The following is a 7,536-nucleotide window of genomic DNA, read 5'->3' on the forward strand; positions in this document are numbered from 1 at the left end:
GCGGAAGAGTCGTATTACCGAAAACACGAAACCAAGACCAAAAAATCTGGGTTAATGGGCAGTGGTGGAATAGGCTTTACGGCAGGTAAAGAAAGCGAATCGTTAAAACAAACAAATACCGAACAAGCCTTTGTGGGCAGTGTTGTAGGTAGTACAAAAGGCAGTGTCAATATCCAAGCGGGTAAAGACCTAAGTATTAAAGGCAGTGATGTCATCGCCCAGCAAAATATCAAATTACAAGGCGAAAACGTCAATATCGAAGCATTAGATGCGAAAACGACGTATCAAGAAGAGTATGAGCGCAAAAAATCAGGGCTTACTGTTTCGATAACAGGCACGGCGAGTGATATTTACAATGCCAACCAAACCCGAGAGCAAGCGAAAAAGCAGACCAATGAAAAAACCAAAGCGCTGATGAATATTAAAGCGGGGTTACAAGCGGGTAATGCGGCGCTAGAGGGCGGTGCTAATTTACAAAATGGTACGCCACAAGCCTCGATTGGCATTAATGTCAGTTTGGGCAGTGAAAAAACCAAACGCACGGTAAACCAAGAGCAACACACCGTGGTAAGTAGTGGCGTCTCAGCGGGGCATAACCTCAGCATTATTGCGACGGGCAATGGTCAAAAAGAGAGTGGCGATATCAACATCATCGGCAGTCAGGTATCTGCAGGTCATGATGCGATGCTCAAAGCGAACCATGATGTTAACATCATTGGACAAGAAAACACGATAAAAACCGACAGCAAAGAAAAAAGCAGCAGTGGCTCGGTAGGCGTGGGCTATAACTTTGGTGGAGAAAAAAATGGCTTTACCATCTCGGCCAGTGCTAGCCAAAGCAAATCCCGCGAAAAGGGCAACGGCACCGACTGGAGTGAAAGCGTCGTTGAAGCAGGCAACAAGCTCACCATCATCACCGGTAATGATGCCAACATTGTTGCAGGGCAAGTGAAAGGCGATAGGGTGGTGGCTGATATAGGTCATGACCTTAATATTGAATCGAAACAAGACAGTGATGAGTTCCACTCTAAAAGCACGTCAACCTCGGTAGGGGGGAGTTTTTCTTATGGAGGCTCAAGTAGTATTAATGCCTCGGCGAGCAAAACGAAAATGGACAGCAACTGGCAAAGTGTGACTGACCAATCGGGTATTTTTGCCGGCAGTGGTGGCTTTGACATTAAGGTCGGCAATAACACCGACCTAAAAGGGGCGGTGATAGCCTCAGAAGCGAAAGACAAGAGCCAAAACCGCCTTGACACAGGCACAATCAGCTTTAGTGATATCGAAAACAAAGCGGACTACCAAGTCAGTAGCAGTAGTGCAGGGGTAAGCTCTAGCGGCATGCCATCGATGCCAACCAGTCGCAATAAAAACGAAAGCGAACAATCGACGACGCATTCAGCGGTATCGGAAGGGACGATAATTATCCGCAATAAGGATGACCAAAAACAAGATATCAACGAACTAAGCCGAGATACTGAGCAGGCGAATAACGAGCTCAAACACATTTTTAACAAACAAAAAGAGCAAGACATCATCGACCAAACGCAGTTAGTGAGTGAAATTGGTGGTGAAACGTTAACGATGCTTAATCATATTGACCGGATAAAAGCCGAATCCAAGGCAAAAGAAGCGGTAGAAAAAGAACAAGAAAAAGCCGCAGACAAAGGCATCGTTTTAACCGACGAGCAGCAACAAAAAATCTACGAAGACGCCTACAAAGAATCGATGAATCAAGGCATGTCAGCGATGGGCAGTGACACCCGTCAAGGCATTGACATGGCGGTTAGTATCATCAACGGCTTAATCAGTGGCGACATGACAGGGGCAGCCGCAGGGGCACTTGCACCAAAAATAGCGACTATTATCAAACAACAGACCGAAGGAAACACCCTCGCCAACACCGTCAGCCATGCCATACTCGGCGCCGTGGTAGCCGAGCTGCAAGGCAACTCCGCACTTGCAGGTGGTTTAGGCGCTGTCGCAAGTGAACGCGGTGCTGAGGTTATTGCGGGTATCCTTTACCCTGATAAAGACATCAAAGACCTAAGCCAAGAAGAAAGACAACAAATCAGCGCCCTAACCCAACTCGCCACAGGCCTTGCCATTGCGGCGATGGGCGGTGATATCCAAGATGTGAATACAGGGGTTGCTGCAGGGAAAAATGCGGTTGAGAATAACCGACTACTTACTCCAACAGAAAAGAAACGCATTGACGAGCTTGTTAAAGGAAACGAACGAGAAGATTTATTATATCGTGCAGCAGCTTGTGCATTAATTCATTGTTCAGCTGGATTAGCGGATGATGACCCAGATAAAGCAGCGTATTTAGCATTAGAAGAGCTAGGTAATAGCCCTGAGTTAGAATCTTATAGAGAACAATTGAAAGGTCAAACAGCTGAAATTGAAGTCGAATTACCACCTTATATTACAGGAGGCGGCAAAGAGTCTTATAAAAAAATAGAAGAATTATTTGAATATACGACAGGCAATAAAATTTCAGATACGATGACCTATTATGACAGTGAATACAGCATAAGTACCCGAGCAGGAGGTACTCTTCAAGTTGGGATGGCTGTCGTAGATGGAATGGCAGCAGTCGCATTATCACCGGGTTGTACCACATTAGTAGGTTGTCTACCAAGTGCATATTTAACATGGTCAATGGTTGATAATGGTGCAACGGGGTTAATGGTCATTTATAATGGCAAAACTTATCATACGCAAACAGCCGAGGGACTTTCTAATATATTAGGCGTGTCAGCATCAGATGCTGAATTGTTATTTTCACTTTCAACAGGTGGCGTTACAGCAAAAGGTTTGAGCGATTTAGCTTGGAAGTCTAGAACTACAGGGCAGAAGTTATCGGAAAAGGAACTAGAAACAATAAAACGTCAGATTGATCGTGAAAGCAAATTAACAGTAGATCCGCATGCAGGAAAAGTAAAGTTAGCAGAAGGTGCAGCTGCGATTGAATTAGAAAAATTGTTAGGCGGAAAAGTTGAACGTATTAAGGATAAGGATAGTTTAGCTGACTTCATTTTTACAAGCGGTCCAAATAAAGGTAAAACTGTAGATTTTATGTTTACGACATCTAACGGAACAGAAAGAGAAATCAATGCTATGAATAAGTTTTTTAATAATAATTGGGATAGAAATATTAAAAAATTACATGAACATTTAGATAAAGCAGATATTGTTCCATTAGATTTTAGGAAACTGACGTCTGATAATCGAACACGTCTTGAAAATTACATTAAGACGTTACCAGAATATCAACGATCTAAAATTCATATTATGAGGTAAAATATGGCTGGTATATTTTATTTTGGAAAAGAGGTAGAATGCGTTGGATATAACTCAACGTTTATGTCTGTTATTGGCGAATATGTTCGTCCCTACATAATGCAACTGGGAAATAATATAGCAGAAAAGGTTTATTTTAGTTATGATCTCTATGATAGTGATTTAAATTTTTCCGAGTTAACTCAAGAACAATATATGCAATGCTATAAACAGCTCGTGAAAGCTATAGAAGTTGATTTGGAAAATATAGAGGATTTTTATAATCACTACCCTAAAGAACTTGTTTATAAAGCTTGGTTTAATGAAATTAAACCTGCAATGCAACGTTCTTTGTTATATCAACCTTAAAATATAGTCCCTGTTTTTGATAACTTAGGCGCGGATGAGAAGCCGATTTGGTGGACAGGAAAAATTCCTAAATAACCTTGTTTTACTTTTCCAATTCTGTGACAAACCTCGCAGAATTGGAATATATAATTCAATTTATAACTAAGTTATAAACTCTAACACCAATTGGGTTTGTTTGGTTTTAATCGTAAAGAGTTATCCGTATAAAAATCCACATCAGAAAAAGATGTCGGCGCCAGCTTGCCTCCAGATTATAGAGGTCAAGTAAGTTATAAAGATGGTGTAGAAGTCCCTCACGGTACAAAAGGAAGTGTAAGACCTGATTTTTGTAATGGCACAACTTGTTCAATAGAAGTGAAAAATTATGATATAGGCAAATACGCTGATAATCTGATTAATAATATTTCCAAACAAGCAATTGAACGACAAAAACATTTACCAAATGGTATGCAGCAACAAGTTCGGATAGATGTTAGAGGTCAGCATTTAAGTGCATTACAAGAATTCAAAATTATACGAGGAATCGTTCAGAAATCTAACGGGATCATTAAACGAGAACATATTAGGTTTATAACAAAATAAGGAGTAAATGAATAATGTCAAAAGATACCGGTTTTAGTGGGGGAAGTTCCGTATTTGCTTTAGGTACAGACAGTGATATGAAATTATTTTTTGATTGTATTTCATATTATCTTCTGCCTAAATATCCCAAAGAAGATTGGTCTATTTTAACAGACCGTTTATATCGTCGATATTTGAAGTTAGAGGAGATAGATACGGCTAAATCGTTAATGAAATTGGTCGAGGAAGAATTTAAACAGTTAGATAGAGAAGCCATTGATTGGGGTCCTATTTTATCAGGTAAAGCCAAAAGTGATTTAGACAGAACAAAATCAACTTTATATGATATTTTTGAACGTTATTTTTATGCATTTCATTATTGTGTTGAATCTGCCGAAATAAATCATGAAGGTTTTAAGTCAGAGCCCGATTATAAGTATCAACCAGTAATGGTGGCTATAACTACATTACCTTACTCAATAAGCTATGAACAAATACCACTATCTGTTTTTGATAACTTAGGCGCGGATGAAAAGCCGATTTGGTGGACAGGGAAAATTCCTAAATAACCTTGTTTTACTTTTTCCAATTCTGTGACAAGCCTAGCAGAATTGGAATAGATGATTCAATTTATAACTAAGTTATGAACTCTAACACCAATTGGGTTTGTTTGGTTTTAATTGCAATAGGATAACCTGTATATAAAACTGAGTCATTCAATTTAGGATCTCACAAGATTATAAGACTATACCGTACTTTATTTACCCTATCCCTCTTAATGCAATTCGTCAAGTAATAAGCTGTTATTGAATTTTAATAAAATGAAACGGTATAGAATCCTGAATTATTTTTACAAAATAACCGCCCGCAATTAACGTCGGAGGGGGCATTATTATCGGGTAAAAGCAAAAACACAGTGATTGACCAAGTTTCAAGTCTCAGCGTCACCGATGGCGATATCCACTTAAAAGCGGGGCATGACATTAATTTAGGTGCGGCCTTGGTAATAAATGGCGGTGAAGATGGGGTCACTAACGTGATAGCGGGGCACGATATCAATTTATCGACCTTAAAGACAGAAAGCTATCAAGACGCGATATGGAATAAGAATCACTCACGCAAGGTTGATATTGAAGATGTGGCGGGCAGTGAACTGTTAACCCAAGGCGACCTTAACTTAATTGCGGGGCATGATATTTTAGCGAAATCAGCGGAGCTATCGAGCGATAAGCGCATAAACCTATTAGCCGAGCATGATATTGATATTGGTAGTGAACAAGAACGTTTACAGTTAACCGAGCATCACAAAACCAAAACGAAAGGGTTGCTTAATAAGGGTTCAATTACTGAAGATATAGCGGTCGACAACATCACCCAAAAAGGCAGTGGGATTTATGGTGATAAGGTAAACATTAATGCGGGTAACAATTTAACGGTTACAGGCAGTGAAGTGGTAGGTACGCACAATGTGAGTCTTGGTGCAGGGAAAGATATCACGATTGATGCAGCGGAAGAGTCGTATTACCGAAAACACGAAACCAAGACCAAAAAATCTGGGTTAATGGGCAGTGGTGGAATAGGCTTTACGGCAGGTAAAGAAAGCGAATCGTTAAAACAAACAAATACCGAACAAGCCTTTGTGGGCAGTGTTGTAGGTAGTACAAAAGGCAGTGTCAATATCCAAGCGGGTAAAGACCTAAGTATTAAAGGCAGTGATGTCATCGCCCAGCAAAATATCAAATTACAAGGCGAAAACGTCAATATCGAAGCATTAGATGCGAAAACGACGTATCAAGAAGAGTATGAGCGCAAAAAATCAGGGCTTACTGTTTCGATAACAGGCACGGCGAGTGATATTTACAATGCCAACCAAACCCGAGAGCAAGCGAAAAAGCAGACCAATGAAAAAACCAAAGCGCTGATGAATATTAAAGCGGGGTTACAAGCGGGTAATGCGGCGCTAGAGGGCGGTGCTAATTTACAAAATGGCACACCACAAGCCTCGATTGGCATTAATGTCAGTTTGGGCAGTGAAAAAACCAAACGCACGGTAAACCAAGAGCAACACACCGTGGTAAGTAGTGGCGTCTCAGCGGGGCATAACCTCAGCATTATTGCGACGGGCAATGGTCAAAAAGAGAGTGGCGATATCAACATCATCGGCAGTCAGGTATCTGCAGGTCATGATGCGATGCTCAAAGCGAACCATGATGTTAACATCATTGGACAAGAAAACACGATAAAAACCGACAGCAAAGAAAAAAGCAGCAGTGGCTCGGTAGGCGTGGGCTATAACTTTGGTGGAGAAAAAAATGGCTTTACCATCTCGGCCAGTGCTAGCCAAAGCAAATCCCGCGAAAAGGGCAACGGCACCGACTGGAGTGAAAGCGTCGTTGAAGCAGGCAACAAGCTCACCATCATCACCGGTAATGATGCCAACATTGTTGCAGGGCAAGTGAAAGGCGATAGGGTGGTGGCTGATATAGGTCATGACCTTAATATTGAATCGAAACAAGACAGTGATGAGTTCCACTCTAAAAGCACGTCAACCTCGGTAGGGGGGAGTTTTTCTTATGGAGGCTCAAGTAGTATTAATGCCTCGGCGAGCAAAACGAAAATGGACAGCAACTGGCAAAGTGTGACTGACCAATCGGGTATTTTTGCCGGCAGTGGTGGCTTTGACATTAAGGTCGGCAATAACACCGACCTAAAAGGGGCGGTGATAGCCTCAGAAGCGAAAGACAAGAGCCAAAACCGCCTTGACACAGGCACAATCAGCTTTAGTGATATCGAAAACAAAGCGGACTACCAAGTCAGTAGCAGCAGTGCAGGGGTAAGCTCTAGCGGCATGCCATCGATGCCAACCAGTCGCAATAAAAACGAAAGCGAGCATTCGACGACGCATTCAGCGGTATCGGAAGGGACGATAATTATCCGCAATAAGGATGACCAAAAACAAGATATCAACGAATTAAGTCATGATACTGAGCAGGCGAATAACGAGCTCAAACACATTTTTAACAAACAAAAAGAGCAAGACATCATCGACCAAACGCAGTTAGTGAGTGAAATTGGTGGTGAAACGTTAACGATGCTTAATCATATTGACCGGATAAGAGCTGAATCCAAGGCAAAAGAAGCGGTAGAAAAAGAACAAGAAAAAGCCGCAGACAAAGGCATCGTTTTAACCGACGAGCAGCAACAAAAAATCTACGAAGACGCCTACAAAGAATCGATGAATCAAGGCATGTCAGCGATGGGCAGTGACACCCGTCAAGGCATTGACATGGCGGTTAGTATCATCAACGGCTTAATCAGTGG

Annotated in this window: 5 protein-coding genes; all 5 read left to right on the forward strand. The window is 41.5% G+C overall.

From position 1 onward, the window contains the following. Positions 1-3,306: hemagglutinin repeat-containing protein (locus A9G32_RS06965; RefSeq protein WP_176701328.1), on the forward strand; the 3,306-nt coding region annotated here is incomplete at its 5' end. Positions 3,307-3,309: 3 nt separating this feature from the next. After that, complete coding sequence (locus A9G32_RS06970) at positions 3,310-3,654, forward strand: hypothetical protein (RefSeq protein ID WP_065589699.1); 345 nt, start codon at positions 3,310-3,312, stop codon at positions 3,652-3,654. 240 nt (positions 3,655-3,894) lie between these two features. Continuing rightward, complete coding sequence (locus A9G32_RS06975; protein WP_065589700.1) at positions 3,895-4,236, forward strand: hypothetical protein; 342 nt, start codon at positions 3,895-3,897, stop codon at positions 4,234-4,236. Between the two features lie 14 nt (positions 4,237-4,250). Continuing rightward, positions 4,251-4,784, forward strand: coding sequence for a hypothetical protein (locus A9G32_RS06980; protein ID WP_065589701.1), 534 nt, complete (start codon positions 4,251-4,253; stop codon positions 4,782-4,784). A gap of 347 nt (positions 4,785-5,131) precedes the next feature. Continuing rightward, on the forward strand, positions 5,132-7,536 hold a 2,405-nt coding region (locus tag A9G32_RS06985), incomplete at its 3' end, for a hemagglutinin repeat-containing protein (RefSeq protein ID WP_176701329.1).

This window comes from Gilliamella sp. Gris3-2 (genome assembly GCF_001690345.1).
Classification (GTDB): Bacteria; Pseudomonadota; Gammaproteobacteria; order Enterobacterales; family Orbaceae; genus Gilliamella; species Gilliamella bombi.

What these genes read in the sequence shown, in the direction of transcription:
- A9G32_RS06970 (WP_065589699.1), top strand. Translation starts at nt 3,310, where the DNA reads ATGGCTGGTATATTTTATTTTGGAAAAGAGGTAGAATGCGTTGGATAT.
- A9G32_RS06980 (WP_065589701.1), top strand. Translation starts at nt 4,251, where the DNA reads ATGTCAAAAGATACCGGTTTTAGTGGGGGAAGTTCCGTATTTGCTTTA.